General features: G+C 47.1%; 18 protein-coding genes. 9 read left to right on the forward strand and 9 right to left on the reverse strand.

Annotation, left to right across the window (positions count from 1 at the left end; genetic code table 11):
• Positions 1 to 99: 99 nt before the first annotated feature.
• Both J7623_RS21020 and J7623_RS21025 read left to right on the forward strand, forming a co-directional pair.
• Positions 100 to 1,974 carry a hypothetical protein gene (locus J7623_RS21020; protein ID WP_291924071.1) on the forward strand — a complete coding sequence of 625 codons (1,875 nt, stop codon included), beginning with the start codon at positions 100 to 102 and terminating at the stop codon, positions 1,972 to 1,974.
• Between the two features lie 39 nt (positions 1,975 to 2,013).
• Positions 2,014 to 3,078, forward strand: a complete 1,065-nt coding sequence (locus J7623_RS21025; protein WP_291924073.1) for a nitronate monooxygenase — start codon at positions 2,014 to 2,016, stop codon at positions 3,076 to 3,078.
• On the opposite strand, the gene J7623_RS21030 is transcribed toward J7623_RS21025, so the two are convergent.
• From J7623_RS21030 to J7623_RS21045, 4 genes are read right to left on the reverse strand one after another with little or no spacing between them, the layout of a single operon-like run.
• Positions 3,075 to 3,626, reverse strand: coding sequence for a putative glycolipid-binding domain-containing protein (locus J7623_RS21030; RefSeq protein ID WP_291924075.1), 552 nt, complete (start codon positions 3,624 to 3,626; stop codon positions 3,075 to 3,077). The two genes, J7623_RS21025 and J7623_RS21030, sit on opposite strands and share 4 nt — an antisense overlap.
• Positions 3,627 to 3,629: 3 nt before the next feature.
• Positions 3,630 to 5,930: an FdhF/YdeP family oxidoreductase gene (locus J7623_RS21035; RefSeq protein ID WP_291924077.1), complete on the reverse strand. Its 2,301-nt coding sequence runs from the start codon at positions 5,928 to 5,930 to the stop codon at positions 3,630 to 3,632.
• Positions 5,917 to 6,771 (reverse strand): formate dehydrogenase accessory sulfurtransferase FdhD, encoded by an 855-nt coding sequence (fdhD, locus tag J7623_RS21040; RefSeq protein ID WP_291924079.1) that lies wholly within the window; start codon positions 6,769 to 6,771, stop codon positions 5,917 to 5,919. The genes J7623_RS21035 and fdhD overlap by 14 nt, the downstream gene beginning before the upstream one ends.
• Before the next feature lie 8 nt (positions 6,772 to 6,779).
• The gene (locus J7623_RS21045) at positions 6,780 to 7,790 is read right to left on the reverse strand and encodes an NADP-dependent oxidoreductase (protein ID WP_291924081.1); all 1,011 of its coding nucleotides are present in this window, start codon (positions 7,788 to 7,790) and stop codon (positions 6,780 to 6,782) included.
• Between the two features lie 147 nt (positions 7,791 to 7,937).
• Between J7623_RS21045 and J7623_RS21050 the strand changes: the two genes are divergently transcribed.
• Positions 7,938 to 8,801 carry a neutral zinc metallopeptidase gene (locus J7623_RS21050; protein ID WP_291924083.1) on the forward strand — a complete coding sequence of 288 codons (864 nt, stop codon included), beginning with the start codon at positions 7,938 to 7,940 and terminating at the stop codon, positions 8,799 to 8,801.
• A gap of 122 nt (positions 8,802 to 8,923) precedes the next feature.
• Here the strand turns inward: J7623_RS21050 and pncB are convergent, their stop codons facing one another.
• Complete coding sequence (gene pncB, locus J7623_RS21055) at positions 8,924 to 10,090, reverse strand: nicotinate phosphoribosyltransferase (protein WP_291924085.1); 1,167 nt, start codon at positions 10,088 to 10,090, stop codon at positions 8,924 to 8,926.
• 63 nt (positions 10,091 to 10,153) lie between these two features.
• Between pncB and J7623_RS21060 the strand changes: the two genes are divergently transcribed.
• The gene (locus J7623_RS21060; RefSeq protein WP_291924087.1) at positions 10,154 to 10,549 is read left to right on the forward strand and encodes a GRAM domain-containing protein; all 396 of its coding nucleotides are present in this window, start codon (positions 10,154 to 10,156) and stop codon (positions 10,547 to 10,549) included.
• On the opposite strand, the gene J7623_RS21065 is transcribed toward J7623_RS21060, so the two are convergent.
• The gene (locus J7623_RS21065; RefSeq protein WP_291924089.1) at positions 10,536 to 10,796 is read right to left on the reverse strand and encodes a hypothetical protein; all 261 of its coding nucleotides are present in this window, start codon (positions 10,794 to 10,796) and stop codon (positions 10,536 to 10,538) included. The genes J7623_RS21060 and J7623_RS21065 overlap by 14 nt on opposite strands.
• 69 nt (positions 10,797 to 10,865) lie before the next feature.
• On the opposite strand from J7623_RS21065, the gene J7623_RS21070 reads away from it, so the two are divergent.
• Both J7623_RS21070 and J7623_RS21075 read left to right on the forward strand, forming a co-directional pair.
• The gene (locus tag J7623_RS21070) at positions 10,866 to 11,309 is read left to right on the forward strand and encodes a DinB family protein (protein WP_291924091.1); all 444 of its coding nucleotides are present in this window, start codon (positions 10,866 to 10,868) and stop codon (positions 11,307 to 11,309) included.
• A 7-nt stretch (positions 11,310 to 11,316) separates the two neighbouring features.
• On the forward strand, positions 11,317 to 11,964 hold the full coding sequence (locus tag J7623_RS21075) for a phosphatase PAP2 family protein (RefSeq protein WP_291924093.1): 648 nt from the start codon (positions 11,317 to 11,319) through the stop codon (positions 11,962 to 11,964).
• Here the strand turns inward: J7623_RS21075 and J7623_RS21080 are convergent.
• The 3 genes from J7623_RS21080 to J7623_RS21090 all read right to left on the reverse strand — a co-directional run bounded on the left by J7623_RS21080 (position 11,953) and on the right by J7623_RS21090 (position 14,286).
• Positions 11,953 to 12,474, reverse strand: a complete 522-nt coding sequence (locus J7623_RS21080; protein WP_291924095.1) for a hypothetical protein — start codon at positions 12,472 to 12,474, stop codon at positions 11,953 to 11,955. The two genes, J7623_RS21075 and J7623_RS21080, sit on opposite strands and share 12 nt — an antisense overlap.
• 405 nt (positions 12,475 to 12,879) lie before the next feature.
• Positions 12,880 to 13,710, reverse strand: coding sequence for a phosphatase PAP2 family protein (locus J7623_RS21085; RefSeq protein ID WP_291924097.1), 831 nt, complete (start codon positions 13,708 to 13,710; stop codon positions 12,880 to 12,882).
• 60 nt (positions 13,711 to 13,770) lie between these two features.
• The gene (locus J7623_RS21090) at positions 13,771 to 14,286 is read right to left on the reverse strand and encodes an FUSC family protein (protein WP_291924099.1); all 516 of its coding nucleotides are present in this window, start codon (positions 14,284 to 14,286) and stop codon (positions 13,771 to 13,773) included.
• Between the two features lie 96 nt (positions 14,287 to 14,382).
• Here J7623_RS21090 and J7623_RS21095 point away from each other — a divergent pair, with 96 nt between their 5' ends.
• The 3 genes from J7623_RS21095 (at position 14,383) to J7623_RS21105 (ending at position 17,403) form a co-directional block, all read left to right on the forward strand.
• Positions 14,383 to 15,459, forward strand: coding sequence for a PCMD domain-containing protein (locus J7623_RS21095; RefSeq protein WP_291924101.1), 1,077 nt, complete (start codon positions 14,383 to 14,385; stop codon positions 15,457 to 15,459).
• Positions 15,460 to 15,538: 79 nt separating this feature from the next.
• Positions 15,539 to 16,615, forward strand: a complete 1,077-nt coding sequence (locus J7623_RS21100) for a PCMD domain-containing protein (protein WP_291924103.1) — start codon at positions 15,539 to 15,541, stop codon at positions 16,613 to 16,615.
• Positions 16,616 to 16,632: 17 nt separating this feature from the next.
• The gene (locus J7623_RS21105) at positions 16,633 to 17,403 is read left to right on the forward strand and encodes a porin family protein (RefSeq protein WP_291924106.1); all 771 of its coding nucleotides are present in this window, start codon (positions 16,633 to 16,635) and stop codon (positions 17,401 to 17,403) included.
• Positions 17,404 to 17,463 lie beyond the last annotated feature (60 nt).

Here is a 17,463-nt window from a genome sequence, read left to right on the forward strand (position 1 = left end):
GTAGTTGCAATTCCATTTTTTTTTCAATATACTTGTTGCCTGCTGCTAGCCTTGATGAACGATTTCAAAATATGGCCTACAATAACTGTCTTATGCTGGTTGATTAGCCTGCATTGTCCCGCGTTTGTATACGCCCGGGGACAGCAGTTCCCGCATGCGGGAGATACGATCCCACATAAGACGGGTGGCGGTTTGTTCAAAAAAATCGGGGAATACCGCGATTCTATCCGCAATAAAGAATATCGTCATACACTTATTAAGCGTATTACCAAACAGGACGAACCCGTTCGCTCCAATGATAATGATAGCACCATTATTAAAAGTGAGGCATATTTTACCCCCTTTGCGGGCAAAGTGATCAGAAATATCTACTATAGAAAGGTGAAGGTGTTTGGTCCCAGCAACATCAATGATACCACTTTCTCCTCCAACATGAAATTAATTCACCTGGCCAACCGCCTGCATTATGACTCCAGGGAGTGGGTCATCCGGCAATCGCTGTTTTTTAGGGAGAATCAAATGCTGGATCCTTTTGAGATGGCGGACAATGAGCGTTACCTCCGTAACAGGCCATTCATACAGGATGCCCGGTTGTATGTGCGAAATATGAGCGGTGACTCACTCGATGTGGAAGTGGTGACCAAAGATCTCTTTGAATATGGCGTGGATTTGTCGCAGTTCAGTGCTAAAGACATCCGGGCCAGTGTATCCAATAATGATTTATTTGGCGCAGGTCAGGGCCTGAAGGTAGGGATGCAGTGGCGATCGGACTATTCTCCCACCTGGAACACCGAGGTACGCTATACGAAATATAACGTGTTTGGATCCTTCATTGATATGAGCGTGGGCTACACTACCCTGAACAACTATGCCCAGCTGGATACAAATGCCTTTGAGGGAGCAGTGTTTATAAACTTCGACAGACCGCTGTATCGCAATGCTGCCAAGCTGGTAGGAGGATTGGCCCTGTCCAGGAACTGGTCTATCAACATCAGGGGAGCCATGCCTTCACCCGGTGACACCGCTTTCAGGGAGTATAATTACTCCATCATCGATGGGTGGATTGGTTATAACTTTATCAACAACTATAAACATGACGGTACCATTGGCAGAAAGCCCAATGTTGCCGTACTGGCCAGGCACTATAATTTATCCTTTCAACGAAAGCCGGACCAGGAGCGGTATAAGAACGATCCTATTTATAACAACCATCGGCTGTATCTCCTAAAATTAGAGGCCTACCGGATAGATTATTTCAAAGCGCATTATTTCTTTGGCTTTGGCCGCACAGAAGATATTCCCCTGGGCTATAACGTCAGCGCCACCAGCGGATGGGAAAGCTGGAAAGGCCGCCGGCGCCTGTATACAGGGGTGGAAGCTCAGAAATTCTGGACCACCCGGCAGCAGGGACTTTTCAATACCACCGTCGGACTCGGTACTTATTGGTTGAGATCTGCTACGGAAGATGCCGTTATGCACGCCAGGCTGGAGTATTACAGCCGCCTGATAAACATCCGTAAATCCCGCTTCCGCCAGTTTTTTAATGCCGACTACCTCAACAGCCCCAATCCATTTTTTAACAAGCCGCTTAATGTCAATATGGAATACGGCATTTGGGGCTATAAGAACACAAAGCTGAACGGCTTTCAACGTTTGAACCTGGGATCAGAAACGGTGTATTATAGTCCGCTTAAATTGCTTGGCTTTAAGTTTAACTTCTTTACTTCCCTGCAGGCATCTATGATCACCAACAATAACGACGACCTGCTGCGCAATCCCATGTACCTGGGTATTGGCGGAGGCTTCCGGGTACGTAATGAAAACCTTTCGTTGAATACCATCAAGGTATCTGGATATTATTATCCCAATGCACCAGATCCTATGAAGAAGCTAATGCTGGAAATCACCACCATCGTAGATTTCCGGTTTGATGTTTCTGCCCTGCGCGCACCTTCTGTATTGAATTTCCGGTAAGCGAAACTTCCGTATTTTTATCTGGCTAAATTGTTGGTCATGGAATGGAAGAATGAATTTACCCGTACCCTGGGTATCACTTATCCATTAATACAGGCGCCGATGCTAGGCATTACAACGCCTGCAATGGTAGCCGCAGTGAGTAACAGCGGGGGACTGGGATCTTTACCTGTAGGTGGATTGCCACCGGAAAAAGTAACCGCCCTGATTCGTGAAGTGAAAGCGCTGACCCAACAGCCATTTGAGGTGAACCTGTTTACTTATGAACCCCCTCTTCACCCGGATCGTAAGACTTTTGACGATATGCAGGAATTCCTGCAGCGCCTGTACAGGGCCAATGGGTTGACTGTTACCCCGGTGAACTTTGAAGAGATTCCTTATTATTCCTGGCGTGACCAGCTACCCGTCCTTATCTCCGCGGGTATTAAATATGTGAGTTTTACTTTCGGTATGCCGGATGCAGCGGGGTTTGCCTTGCTGAAGCAGCATCATATATACCTGATGGGAACAGCTACCAGTGCAGAAGAAGCGGAGGTGCTGAAAGCGGCGGGTGTTGATGCTATCATTGCACAGGGCATAGAAGCGGGTGGTCACCGCGGTTCCTTTTTACCGGGAGAGTTACCCCAAACCGGTATCATGGCTTTATTGCCACAGGTGGTGGATCGTGTGCGCATTCCCGTTATTGCGGCCGGTGGTATCATGGATGGTCGTGGTGTGGTAGCTGCAAAAATGCTGGGAGCCAGCGCCGTTCAAACTGGCAGTATTTACCTGCGTGCACATGAAAGTGCCGCTACGCCCCCGCATAAAGCAGCGCTGGCAGGTATAACGGATACGGATACACTACTTACGCGCGCTTTCTCAGGCCGCTGGGCCCGGGGTATTCGTAATACGCTGATCACAGAAGTAGCGGCGTCGGGCCTGCCGGTAAATGATTATCCCTACCAGAATGCACTCACACAGCCCGTCCGTACAATAGCCAGGGAGCTGGATAACCCGGCGTTTATCGCCATGTGGGCCGGCCAGGCTGCCGGCAAAGCCAGGGCCTGGAGTACAGCAGATATTTTTGCAGAGTTGGTGCGCGAAACCGCCTTGTTGTTAGGTTAATAATTAATGCGTGTAAAAATCCCGGGGTAGTCTTTCACGATGTGGTGCTCATCAAAGGGAAGCACTGCGGTGAAATCATTCGAAATGTTATCGTACTGGTATTTGTACTCACTAAGCCTGGTATAGCGTTGCTGTACTTTCTGTAGTTCGAAGTCAGGTAAATTGATATACAGCATGTCCAGCACTTTGCTTTCGTTGGGTTCAAACGGGAGTCGTTTTACCGGTAAGGTATTGGTAAAAGGCGTCAGCGAAATATCAATATCCATGCAGTTATCAAAAGCATCAATATGGTTATTGTCTTTATCAAACCAGTGTCCATGCAGGTCTGAGGTCAGCCGTAGTTCTGTGGGGGCAATGCCCTGCTGGCGTATGTGAAATGAAGACACCTGCCAGGTGGCCGTGATGTCTATTTCATAATGAATACAAAATGGCGTGTTGTCTCTAACACCGTTAATACAACCGCTGGCGAGCCAGCCATGGCCATTTTCCGCCAGGGTGAAATATTCTGTCGCCGTCCATTTTTCTGCCTGCCATATGATCGGATTCATACGCTATCGTTTTATCGCGGAATGTTTTATTTTAATGATCACCAGTTTGGAGGTGGGAGTATTGCTTTTGTCCGCTACACTGTCTACCGGTACCAGCACATTGGTTTCCGGGAAATATGTGGCGGTACATTTTTCCGGGATAGAAAAGGATACAATGATGAAGCCTTCTGCTATCCGCTCCGTTTGCCCGTGATAGTTATACAGGTCTACCACATCGCCCGGATGAAAGCCCGCTGCTGCGATGTCTGCCGGGTTCATAAATATCACTCTTCTTTCATTGTATACGCCGCGATAGCGGTCATCTAATCCATAAATAGTGGTATTGAACTGATCATGGCTACGGATGGTCATCATCATGTATTCGTCGCTGGCCAATGGCGTGGTCAGCACCGGTGCTACGTGGAAATTAGCTTTCCCCGTTCCGGTGTTGAACTGTCCTTTCCTGGCGCCGTTAGGCAGATAAAATCCGCCCGGATGCCGGACTCTTTTGTTATAATCATCGAAGCCTGGAATAACTTTTTCAATGGCATCCCGTATGTGATCGTAATGCAACGCATAAGTAGCCCACGGAACGCGGGACGTTTCGCCCAGCAAGGTGGCCGCCAGTTCGCAAACAATAGCCGGTTCACTTTTTAAATGAGTGGATACCGGGTCAAGGTTACCTTTCGACATCTGGATCACGCCCATAGAATTTTCGCAGGTCACAAATTGTTGTTCGTTTTGCTGCAGGTCTCTATCACTTCGTCCCAGGCAGGGCAGGATGAGGGCTTCTTTACCATGTACCACATGGCTCCGGTTTAACTTGGTAGATACATGTACGGTCAGGTTACAGTTGCGCAGCGCCTGTGCGGTATACAGGGTATCTGGTGTAGCCGAAAGGAAGTTGCCGCCCATGGCAATAAACACTTTTGCCTGGTGATGATACATCGCTTTAATGGCATTGACTACATCGTAGCCATGTTCGGCAGGTGGCTTGAAGCCGTAAACGGTGGCTATTTTCTGCAGGAAAGCGGCAGAGGGACGTTCATAGATGCCCATGGTCCGGTCGCCCTGCACATTACTGTGGCCACGTACCGGGCAGGTACCTGCGCCGGGTTTGCCGATACTGCCTTTTAGCAGTAGCAGGTTCACAACCTCCCGGATGGTATCTACAGCGTTTTTATGCTGCGTAAGCCCCATGGCCCAGCAGGCAATGATCTTCTTTTTATGGAATAATGCCTGTGCGGCTTGTTGTATCAGTTCAGGAGCTACACCGGTTTCGGCCATCAATTGTGGCAACGACTGTGTTTTCAGGTGGGCGATATAATCGCTGTAGCCTTGCGTGTTGGCGGCAATAAAGGCCTGGTCAAAAACGGCACCGGGTGCGCGTTCTTCTTCCTGCAGTAATAAAAGCGATAAGGCTTTCAGCAAAGCCATATCACCATTGATTTTTACCTGCAGGAAAATATCGGTGAGATGTGTTTTTATATTGAATACTCCTTTAACTGTTTGCGGATTCAGGAAGTTCAGCAAGCCAGTTTCCGGTAAAGGATTTACGGAGATGATGGTAGCGCCGTTGGCTTTGGCTTTCTGTAATGCCGTCAACATACGCGGGTGGTTAGTACCTGGATTTTGTCCGAGGATAATGATGACTTCCGCTTCATGTATATCTTCCAAAGTCACAGATCCTTTTCCTATACCCAATGATTCGTTTAATGCCACACCACTGGATTCATGGCACATGTTCGAACAATCCGGCAGATTATTCGTACCATATTCCCGTACCATCAGTTGATACAAAAAGGCGGCTTCGTTACTGGTTCTCCCGGAAGTATAAAAAATGGCTTCATTTGGGGAGGCCAACTGGTGCAGATGCCGGGCAATGAGCTGGTAGGCATTTTCCCAGGAGATAGGGGTATAGTGGGTGGCGTCCGGTGCTAGGTACATAGGCTGGGCAATCCTGCCTTTTTTACCTATTTCATAATCCGATAGCGCGCCCAGCTCCGCTATGCTATGTTGTGCAAAAAATCCGGGGGTGAGTTTTTTTGTCGTAGCTTCTTCTGCCACTGCTTTGGCGCCGTTCTCACAATATTCTGCGAAACCGGATCTTTCATCGTCGGGATCAGGCCAGGCGCAGCCGGGGCAGTCGAATCCTTTTTTCTGATTCAGCATCAGCAGGGCTTTCATACCACGAAAGGCATTCATCTCTTCCAGGATATGCCGCATACTGGATACCACGGCAGGGATGCCGGCGGCCACTGTTTTAGGCGGCCCCAGTTTAATACCGGTGAACTTCACCGGGTTTTCTGCACTATCCTTGAGCATAGGTGATATTATTTTCTTCGAAACCAATTCGTTCAGGGTGAGTGTAAATATTAAATCGTTGTTCTTTTAAAAAGCCCAGCAAGGTGATATTCCATTGTGTGGCCATTTTTACGGCCATACTGGAAGGCGCACCAATAGCGGCTATCACTGGAATGCCTGCGGCAGCAGCTTTTTGTATCAGCTCAAATCCTGCGCGTCCGCTTAATAGCAGCAAATGATTTTTTAAAGGTAGCCATTGTTGTGCCATTGCCGCACCGATGATCTTATCTACCGCATTGTGGCGGCCAATATCTTCCCGTAAAAGGAGCAGTTGACCTTGCTGATCTACCAGGGCGGCGGCATGTAATCCGCCGGTGGTGGCAAAGAGCGCCTGTTCATGCCGCAACAGGGAAGGCAGCCGAAACAGGAGACGGGAAGAAAACTGTACGGAACTGTTATTAACGTCAACGGCTGTATGAATATCGGCGGCGCTTGTTTTACCACAAACGCCGCAAGCTGCTGTAGCGGTGAAGTTGCGGGCTACATTCCCTAAGATGGCTACTACATTGGGTTTGAGATGTACGGTGGCAATTTGATGATCCTGCTCCGCAGACAGGTGGATTTCCTGGATGGCTTCCTGGCTGTTGATAATGCCTTCTGTGAAAAGGAAGCCGGCAGCCAGTTCCTTATCTTCACCAGGCGTACGCATTGTTACGGATATATTCTGCTGCCGGCGGTTATGGGAGGGCCCATGTACCAGCCTGATTTCAAGTGGTTCTTCTGTGGCCAGTGTATCGCTGGTATCGGTAATACCGGCGGCGGCAACTTTTTTAATGCGGGTATGAACAACTGGGTTCGTCATACCCAAAATTACACTTTCACTATCATCTTACCACTGTTTCTGCCTGAAAATAATCCCAGTAATGCGGCAGGTAATTCATCGAATCCTTCTATCACTGTTTCAGTATATTTTATTTTACCTGCCTTCACCCATTCAGCCAATTGTTTTACGCCTTCAGCGAAACGGGGAGCATAGTTGCCAATGGTGAAGCCTTGCATTAAAACGCTGCGGGTCACCATAACCGGCTGAATACGTGGCCCTACCGGTACTTCTGTTGAATTATATAATGCGATCTGGCCGCAGAGCGGTACGCGGGCAAAGAAGTTCAGGTGCCGGATCACAGCGTCGGAAATGTCACCGCCAACATTATCGAAATAGATATCTACGCCATTGGGACAGGCGGCGCCCACGGCGGCATCTATATCCTGGTTACCTTTATAATCGATGGCGGCGTCGAAGTTAAAGGTATCTGTCAGCAGTTTTATTTTTTCGGCGCCGCCGGCAATACCTACCGCACGGCATCCCATGATTTTGGCAATTTGCCCTACTATAATGCCTACTGCGCCTGCGGCGCCGGATACTACTACCGTTTCACCTGCTTTGGGTTTACCAATGTCTACCAGGCCAAAGTAGGCGGTAAGACCGGGAACTCCCAACAGGCCAAGGTAATAGGTAGGAGGAATATTATTATCTGTTTTCCGGAGATGATTAGCCGGGAAGATAGCAGCGGTAGCCCAGGGCAGAAAGGGCCGTGGTCCGCCGGGCATCACTATTTCTCCTGCGGAAAACTGATCATCCTTACTTTCTACTACTTCCGCCACGCCGCCGCTTTCAATAGGTTCACCCACCTGGAAGGGAGGGATATACGACTTGCTGTCGTTCATACGGCCACGCATATACGGATCTACCGAAAAATAGAGGGGCTTTACCAATACTTCACCAGGCATTAGTTGGGGCAGGGTGGTTTCTACGGTTTTAAACGTAGTACTTGCAGGCATTCCCTGTGGGCGGGCAGCCAGCAGGATCTGTTTAATTTTCATATTGAGTAGTGTTTATACATAAAATGACAATGATAAGTTAACAGGCAGCAAAATGCTTTTGTTTAGTAACGGGAAAAGTGGGTGAATACATATGAAAAATGTACATTCGGGGTAAGAAACTTCACCATTTAAATTTAAAATCTACTTATGCGTCTTGATGATGAAGAAATGAGCGACAACGTCGAGAAACGTACTGGTGGCGGTATGCGCACAGTTGGCATTGGCGGTGGTATTGGCGGTATTATAATAATAGTACTGGCCTTGCTCTTTAAACAGGACCCACAACAGGTAATGCAGGCGGTACAACAGGCACAGGGCCCTGGTCAGTCTACGGAGAAATCCGAAAAGCTGACGACGGCAAATGCCAGCCCCTTTGAGGTCATGTCAGCTAAAGTGTTGAACAGCACGGACCGGGTCTGGAAACAGGAGTTCCAGCAAAGGAGTAAAACCTATGAAACACCGCGTATGGTATTGTTCCAAAAAGGAACAGAATCCGGTTGCGGTTTCGCGGAATCGGCCATGGGACCATTCTACTGCCCGACAGATCACCGGGTATACCTGGATGTATCTTTCTTTGATGAGCTGGAGCAACAGTTTGGGGTGAAGGGCGACTTTTCCAAAGCCTATGTCATTGCGCATGAAGTGGGGCATCACGTTCAGAACCTGCTCGGCATCAGCGGCCGGATGCAGGCGATGCGTTCCCGTTTGAGCGAAAAAGAATACAATAAATTGTCTGTGATGCTGGAACTCCAGGCTGATTTTTTTGCCGGCGTTTGGGCTTATAGAGCTAACCAGATCAAGCCTTTCCTGGATCCGGGTGATATTGAATCCGGCCTGAATGCTGCCAGCGCTGTAGGCGACGACCGCCTCCAGAAAGCAGCCACGGGGCAGGTAGTACCGGATGCCTTTACACATGGTACTTCTGAACAACGCATGTACTGGTTCAAGAAAGGGTTCCAATCCGGCGATGTAAAGCAAGGAGATACCGGGATTGGACTCGGGAGTTGGTAGGAGCGAAAAGCAGAAAGCAAAAAGCAAAAAGCAAAAAGCAAAAAGCTATTATAGCGAATGAACTTTGCAAATATCCGCATTGATCATTCGCTATAATAGCTTTCTGCTTTTTGCTTTCTGCTTTATGCCTTCAGCATTTCTATCGCCAGTTCAATCATTTTTTCATCTCCGGTATACTTCCCGCTTACGTCAGATAGTTTCACCACGGGCGTCCACCGCGGCGCATCTTCGGGCAGTGCCTCATACATTTTAATCACAATATTCAGGGCCGTTAATCCTACGTCATTGGTGAAATTGGTACCTATTCCGAACGACATGCCTATTTTTCCCCGGCAGTAGTCCGCAATATTGGCTACTTTTTCATAGTCCAGTCCATCAGAGAAGATAATTGTTTTACTCAGTGGATCTACGCCCTTGCCTTTGTAGTGGGTGATGGTGCGATCAGCAAAGAGAATCGGATCGCCGCTGTCGTGCCGGACACCGTCAAACAGCTTAGCAAACTTTTTATCGAATTGTTCAAAGAAGACGGGGGTAGTATAAGTGTCGGACAATGCAATACCCAGGTCGCCGCGATATACCTGCACCCAGTTCTCCAGTCCCAGCATATTGGCCATTTTAAAGCCGTATTTGGCGGCATGGAACATAAACCATTCATGGGCGTGGGTACCGACGGGTTTTACGCCATTTTTCATAGACAGGTGCACATTGCTGCTGCCAATAAAGCAACCTGTTCCATAATCTTTCAGGGTTTTTACAACCAGCTGATGCACGGCGAGTGAATGTCTGCGCCGGGTACCAAAGTCCGCGATGGTAATAGCCATCTGTTTGTAGCGTTCAATTTTCTCGCGGGTAATCCGCACCACTTCGTCATCGGTTACACGTTGCTGTCCGGTGAGCTGGTAATAGAGTTCGCAGATGAGCGACATCAGTGGCACTTCCCATAAAATAGTGCGATACCAATAGCCTTCTACATGTACTTCCAGTTGATCTTCCACCTGGGTGATCTTTACTTCCGCCGGGTTGTAATGATAGCCCTGCAGGAAATCCAGGTAGGTGGGATCGAGGTAGGGACAAGTGACTGCAAGGTATTGTTTTTCATCCCGGGTAAGCCGTAGTTGTTCCATATCATTGACCGCCGCCTGTAGTGCTTCTGCAAAACCCGGGGGAAAGGAGTGGTGCCCCCGGTTAATGAAAGTATAACGTGCACGGGCCTTCGGAAATAATTTGATCACGCCATGCTGCATCGTGAATTTATAGAAGTCGTTGTCCAGGATGGAAGTAAGGATCATTTATTTGCAGTTTAGATTCACAATATTATTATATTTTTGCGCCTGACCATATTGTTAGTTACCATGAAGAGTATTAAAGTAAAGTGGCCCCTTAACCCACAGGAAACCGTTCTGTACAAAGTAAATGCAGTTTATCTTAAAAATGCGTGGCAGGCAAAGCAAGGTGCTATTTGTATCACGAATCAAAGAATTGTTTTTGAAAACAGGCCTATGTTGATGTTCCTTTTATTCGGCGTTATCGGCTGGTTGCTGACCCGGAATAAAAAGAGCCACGAATTCCCATTGGCGGATATTACTAACTTCCAAAGAGGTAAACAGGGATTTAACAAGAAAGTTGCGGAATTTGAACTGATCGACGGTAGTAAGTATCGTTTTGGGCTGACCGGTAAATGGGAGGATTTCGACCTCGCTTACCAGAAAGCGATATTGGATGTACAACCACTCTTTAGCGTTCAATAAGCATTGGCTTAGTGCCGCAATATTTGCAGTAGTCCGCATTGTAGTCGTAATCTTCACGCATGCAATGCGGACAAACGTTATGATTTTCGCAGAGGGCTGGGAGTGATGGTGTAGATTGGTTAGTCATCCTGCGGACCCGGTTCGCTGCTACCGGGAGAAAACGGAAAGAAAAAGTATATCCGTTGGCGTTATCGGTGGCGGAGCTGGCAGAACGGGGGCTTTTCCCGATAGGAGCTGCAACAGGCACAGCATGTGCCGGAAATTGTTTACAATAATATTAAGCGATGATCCGCCTTACATTTCCTATCTTTAGCCTATGCTTACGGGTATTTTAATCAACTTATTTGAGCGGGATCTCAGCAAACTGGAACAGGAGATAGCTGCATACGAGAGCGCTGAAGCCGTTTGGCGCGTAGCGCCGGGGATCACTAATTCCGCCGGGAATTTATGTTTGCACCTTTGTGGTAATCTGCAACACTTTGTTGGCGCTATACTCGGAAAATCCGGGTACGTACGCAACAGGGAACTGGAATTCAGCGCCCGTAACGTGCCTACGGAGGACTTGCTGGTACTGGTAGGCAGCACCCGTCGTACTGTCCTGACCGTTATAGCCGGGTTAACAGCGGAAGACCTGGACGCGGTATACCCGGAGAAAGTTTTCTTTGATGGTATGACCACCGGGCATTTCCTGGTGCACCTGAGTACACATCTAAATTATCATCTCGGCCAGATTAATTATCATCGCCGTTTAACCCGGTAGTCATTTCATGAATACTTTCCTGCAGCGGTTTGTTGGCGTGTACCAGCAACTGAAATTTTTTATATGGCCTTATGTAATTGTTGTGGCGTCGGCATTGGCCATCCGGTTGGGGTTAAGCAGCCGTACAGGCACTTATTTTTTTATTAATGGATTGCATACACCGGCGGGGGACCGGTTTTTCCCATACATCACGGAATTGGGCAGTACCAGTGCTGCAGTATTGATTTGCGGGTTGCTGTTATTGATTAACAGGCGGATGAGCGTTGTGATGGCCACAGCTTACCTGTTTACAGCAACGATCAGTTTTACCACGAAAGCGCTTGTCGCCTTTCCCCGCCCACATCGTTATTTTTCTGAACGATTACACGATATCTATTTCGTACCGGGCGTAGTAGTACTGGATAACAACCTGAGTTTCCCGTCCGGGCACAGTGTATGTGCATTTACTGCCGCCACAGTATTGTCTTATTATACGAGGAATAAATACTGGTCCCTGCTTTACCTGTTACTGGCCTTGCTGGTAGCGTATTCCCGCATGTATATGAGCCAGCATTTCCTGGAAGATGTTTCTGCGGGATCTTTGCTTGGTGTATTTTTTTCGATGGTATGGCTTAGTTTCTTTGGTCGACGGGAAGTGTCTTTATCAGGTCAATAAATCTCTTTTCGCTTCTATGGCCTGGATCAGGGAGTCCTGGTGTTGCCGCAGCATATCATTGTATAAACTGGCAGCTGTGGCTACTTCCGGCTTTTTTTCCTTGTACCAGACGGGTGTGGGCGTATATCTTGCCCATAATATTTCGTAGCCGATATAGATCTGGTATTTGCCTTCTCTCACATTATCGGTGTGGCCTAAACGCCGTTCTTCTCCGGGTGCCAGGTTTTCAATCAGGCGTGCCTGGTGAGTGGTGCCCATGGTGGTAGTAATCACCTGGTCAACAGCAACTGTCATGAATCTTTTATCAGACAGGTTTTTGACACTACGGAGGTACCTGGATACGGTGAATACACTGTTGGATACGCCCACAATTCTAACGGCTTGCATGGCGTCTTCCCCTGCAATGGGCTTGAATTTCTTTTCTTTAAAATGGGTACCGCGAAAACTCTGGATTCTGAAATAGATATACCACATCAGGAAAAAGAGGAAAATAATTACCGGAACATACATATAATAACAGCTTTTGAGGACGGGATTGTTGTGGCTTTCGTCAGCTACAGTTTAGGCTAACAATATTTTGATTATCATTTTGATACTGCTAAAATATGCGGGATTATGCATTGAACTGTAAATTCAATGTTAAAGAAAGTGGGATTATTTTACCTATTTATAATAGTTTTTTATAAAAAGAAGTCCTATTTTTGGTCGTTAACAAATAAATTACAAATTATTTCACCGGAAACCAGCAACTTTGCCCCATTGCCAAAAACAGGTGTTTGTAACCAGGTCAGCTTTAGGGGTTAACCCCCACATCATCTACCAGTAATATCCCTCTTATTTCTTTAATATATGCCCATTATCGCTACCGGGCTTTCGGGATCTGTTCGAATAAGGTTTTTGTTTTAGTAAGATGGATTAGCGGGGAAAGAAAATGAAGCTTAACCCTGCGCTGTGAAATTGCGGATTGTAGTAGGGCATTACCACTTTATCGGCCGGACGATTTCCCTCTTTAAAGAATTTACGTTGTATCCAGGGATATACCCAATAAGCCGCTTTAGTGCCTAATATGCCCATACCGGCACCTGCTACCACATCACTCAGCCAGTGTTTATTATTATACATTCTCAGGGCACCGGTGGCCGTGGCAGCCGCATAACCTGCTACACCATACCAGGGCGATACGTCCTTGTATTCCTGCCGGAGGAATTCTGCAGACGCAAAGGCTGTAGCAGTATGACCGGAGGGAAACGACAGGAAATCAGATCCGTCCGGGCGTTCCTCATGCGTCCAGTGTTTGATACCTTCCACAGAACCAGCGGTCAACAGCGCCGAGATACCCAAAATTATAGTACGGTCCCTGAAATTATGTTTGCCATGGATACCGGCTGCATTCAGGATGTAAACGGCAGCTATTGGCGAGTATTGCAGGTAGTTATCAATATGCGTCCTGAATGTTGGATGGTCTTCTTTCAGTTCCGATTTGGTACTGGAATTCAAATCCCGCAGGGTAGGATTGTTGAGTGCAATGAAACCATAGCCGATCATGGCTGCCGGTATTGCAAGGCCCACAACACTGCTGTGAAAGGCTGTACTTTGTGGCCCGGCGACATTAAATCGGGGGACAGCCGTTATCGTTTGAATAGAATCTTTTTGAGAAGGAAGGGAATCCGTATCCTGTGCTTTTACACTATTGGAGCAGGTAAAGGCGCCTAAGGCCAGTCCTGCTGAGAATATCATTTTCTTCATGCATCACTCCTTAATCAGCCAAATGTAGTGGCCAATTCTGAAGCAATTCTGTACCCCTCGTTATTCGCCGCCTTTATCGATCCGGGGAAGGATCATCTCCGCTGTTTGCCGGGTATATCTGTTATGGAAGATGAAGGTAATGACCAGTCCGAGCAAACAACCGGCTAACACCGACAGCACTCTTTCAACGGCCGTATCCCATACATGTGTACCAGCTTCATGGGTCATTACAATAATAGTAGCGGCCAATGCTGTACGGGTGGCAGCTTCCAGGTTGAGCAAATTGCAGATAACCACTGTAATAAATACTGCCACACACATCATCAGGATCAAATGAGGATGTACCAGGATCAACAAAAATCCGGAGATGCCACCTACCACATTTGCTTTAATCCGTGTAACCGCCAACGTTACTGCGTCTGAGCCATCCGGCGATAATACCAGCATCACAGAAATGAGCACCCAGATAATGTCCTTGTAATTAGTAACCCAGGATAGCCCCAACACTACCAGTACACCTGTTACGCACTTCGCTGCGTAAATCAACACCCGTTTTATTCGCTGTGTATCTGCCATGCTACAATGATAGCAATTTATCCATATATGTAGGGCAGGAAATAAAAATGTACTTTTGAGAAGAGTAGAATGTCGCCTTATTTAACCAGTCTTCATATGAATGTAACCAAAGTAAGTTGCCTATTAGTACTGATGCTATCATTTTACGCCTGTATAAAAGAGGCGCCTGTCAACCCCGAAGCAGATATCGAAACATTTAAGATTGACCGCAAATACTTAACCGGGGACGTTTTCATAGACCAGGTAAACAACAAAATTATTTTATCACTTACACCTGAAGCGTTTGATAAAGGTGTAGTGCCCGTTATCAGAGTGTCATCAGGCGCCACAGTAGTGCCTGCATCCGGCGACTCGCTGAAGTTTCATACGCCTGGTAGCTCAAAATATGTAGTGACTTCCGCCAGTGGTAAAAACAAAAAAACATATACCGTGGAGGTCACCAATATTGGTGTATTTGCCTGGGACTTTGAAAGCTGGTTGCTGAATGCGAAAGATAAATATCAATATACCGTAGAGATAGATAGTAGTAGTGTGGATACTGCCCAGGCATGGTCTTCCGGTAACCCCGGTGTGGCCTTATCAGGCGTAAAGAAAGATCCGCTGGAATATCCGTTGCGGGCTACTACGGATGCTTATCATGGGAAATATGCTGCAGAACTGGTTACCCGTACAGGTACTGCGTTATCCAATCTTGTAGGTATAAAATTATTTGCCGGCTCCTTATATCTCGGTGTTTTTGATCCGATGAATGCCTTAACAGCGCCATTGAAAGCCACTCAATTCGGGCAGCCCTACCTGGGTAAGCCGGCCCGTTTCACAGGATATTATAAATATACACCGGGAGAGAAATACCAGGATAAAGCAGGAAATATTGTAGCAGGCATGAAAGACAGTTGTGCTGTTTATGCTGTATTATATGCTGGTACAGAGCGCCTGGATGCCACTAATATTCAAACATCCGACAGGATACTGGCTCGTGCCAGCATTCCGGATGGTGGTCCCAGGGCCGGTTGGACAAAATTTGATGTACCTTTTGTACAGGTCCGTCAATATACAGGGAATGATAAAATGATGATGGCTATTGTAGCTTCTTCCAGTAAAGATGGTGATAGCTATAAAGGCGCCATTGGCAGTCGCCTGGTAGTGGATAGCCTGCGAATTGTGCAGCAATAAATTTTTCATGTTCTGGTATCACCATGGCGTCTACTGCATGTTTCGTACCTTCGCGACGTTTTAACAAATCGAACGGAAAATGAATGTACGGAAACTATGTTATGTAGCGGCCACGGTGGGCGCGCTACAGTCCTGTATTAAGGATGCACCACTTAACCCGGAAGCAGACATCGAAACTTTTACTGTAGCACCTGATCAGATAACCAGTGATGTTTTTATTGATCAGACAAAATCTCAAATCCGCTTGTACCTGACAGAAGAAGCATATCAGAAAGGAATCGCGCCCCTGATCAAAGTGAGCGCAGGAGGACGCGTATCGCCTGCCTCCGGTGATTCGCTGAAGTTTAATGAAAGCGGTTTGAAAGAGTATGTAGTCACTTCAGCCACCGGTACCCAACGAAAATATACGGTAGAAGTAGTGCAGACAGGTGTATGGAAATTTGGATTTGAAAGATGGGATACCGTTTCTGCTGCAGGCGCTTCCTGGAAATACGTGAATCCATTATCTGATGATGGCCGCAATATCTGGGCTTCCGGTAATATTGGTATTGCTATCACGGGTGTAAATGAAATCAGTGATTTCCCGTTGCATGCAACTACGGAAGCGAAAGACGGTAAATATGCCGCTGTGATGGAAACCAAGCCAGGTAATGCTTTGTCGGGATGGATGGGGATTCATTTATTCGCCGGTTCTATGTTCATGGGTAATTTCGTAACAGATTACCTGCTGGAGAACCCGCTGAAATGCACCCAGTTCGGACAATCATACACAGGTATTATTCCTAAGAGCTTTACAGGTGATTATAAATATCAGCCAGGTGCCACTTTCATCGATAAAGATGCGACACCAGTACCAGGCAAAACGGATGAATGCTCCATTTACGCAGTATTGTATACCGGTACCACCCGCCTGGATGCCACTAACATCCTGACTTCCGACAGGGTAGTAGCTACTGCGGTGTTAGCAGATGGCACCGCGAAAAATGACTGGACTCATTTTGATATTCCGTTTGTTGCCGTTCCGGGTAAAAGCGTATTATCAGGCCAGCCTTTAATGATGGCCATCATTGCGTCCTCCAGTAAAGAAGGAGATCATTACAGGGGCGCAGTAGGCAGTAGGTTGATATTGGATAACGTTGAAATTGTACACGAGTAAAAGATTAATCAGAGAATATGAAAATCAAAATATCAGGACTGGTGCTGGGTATGCTGATTGCAGCAACTAACACCTTTGCGCAGGATAACGGAAAAGAACAAACGAAAAACAGTGGTTTCGCGCCCGGGTTTGAGCATCGCATTCTTGCTGGCCTTAATTTCGGGGCCACTACGCCAATAGGCTTTCCCAATACCATCCGTAAAGTAAATGGTTATTGGCCTGAATTCTCTCCGTCACTGGGGTATGAATTATCCTACCGCGTAACCGGTAGATGGGGCGCTGCTGTAGCCGTTAAGCTGGATTATAAAGGAATGGGTACAAAAGATGAAGTACAATATTTCCCTACCATCATCACTACTGAAGATGGTGGCCGTTTTCAGGGAGATTTCTCCGGTAAAAACAAAACTATTGTACGCAATGCTTATGTGTCGTTCCCGGTAAGTGCGGTATTTACGCCTAACAACAGATGGCGCTTTAACCTGGGTGGTTATGCTGCCTGGTTATTCAGTTCTAATTTCCATGGTACGGTGTCCGATGGTTATATCCGTAATGGCGGACCTACCGGTGAAAAGGTGATTATTTCTGAAGCCACCTTCGACTTCGGTAAAAACATGCGCACATTTGATATTGGTTTGCAAGGTGGCGCTGCTTACCGGGTAGGTAAAAAACTCAGTGTGAATGGTAACCTTAACTGGGGGCTGCGTCCTGTCTTCCCGGGCGATTTTCAGGGAATGTCGTTCCCATTGTATAACGTATATCTCACACTGGGAGTAACATATAAAATATAGCATAAAGCATAAAGCATAAAGCCGAAAGCATAAAGCTATTATAGCGAATGATCAAAGCGG

It is taken from the genome of Chitinophaga sp. (genome assembly GCF_017745275.1).
Lineage (GTDB): Bacteria > Bacteroidota > Bacteroidia > Chitinophagales > Chitinophagaceae > Chitinophaga.